Below are 390 nucleotides of genomic sequence, written 5' to 3' on the forward strand. Positions count from 1 at the left end.
GACTTGGATAACTTCCTCTACACCGATCCGTATTCGGGTCGTGATAACCGCACCGACGATCCCGCTGAGCTGGAATACACGGTGCCGGACATGCTGCGGGAATTCGGGTACAATACGCCGGTCAATCGTGTGACTCGCGCCAAGTTCCGGGTGGTGGGCGACACGTCGGCATCGCTTTCGTGCTACTGATCATGAACATGCGACGGCGTAGGCTGCGGTATAAGCCAATGGTGCTGAACCGCTACGGGTATTCGTATGATTGGGAGTTGCAGATACGTGGAAAGTACTGTATAGTTCAGGAACTCAAATACAGGCACGACGAACACAACTCGTGGCCCGTCTACGTAATTTTGCGATTCAAATAAAGGAGAGTCATGTTGAACGTCAATA

At 52.1% G+C, this 390-nt stretch carries 1 protein-coding gene; it reads left to right on the top strand.

Going from position 1 to position 390, the window contains the following annotated elements:
* Positions 1-189, top strand: a 189-nt coding sequence (locus tag AC1RPH_RS07965) for a hypothetical protein (RefSeq protein ID WP_481762051.1), incomplete at its 5' end; no start/stop codon positions are given.
* Positions 190-390 lie beyond the last annotated feature (201 nt).

It is taken from the genome of Dellaglioa sp. CoH-57-MRSF-16, assembly GCF_056782055.1.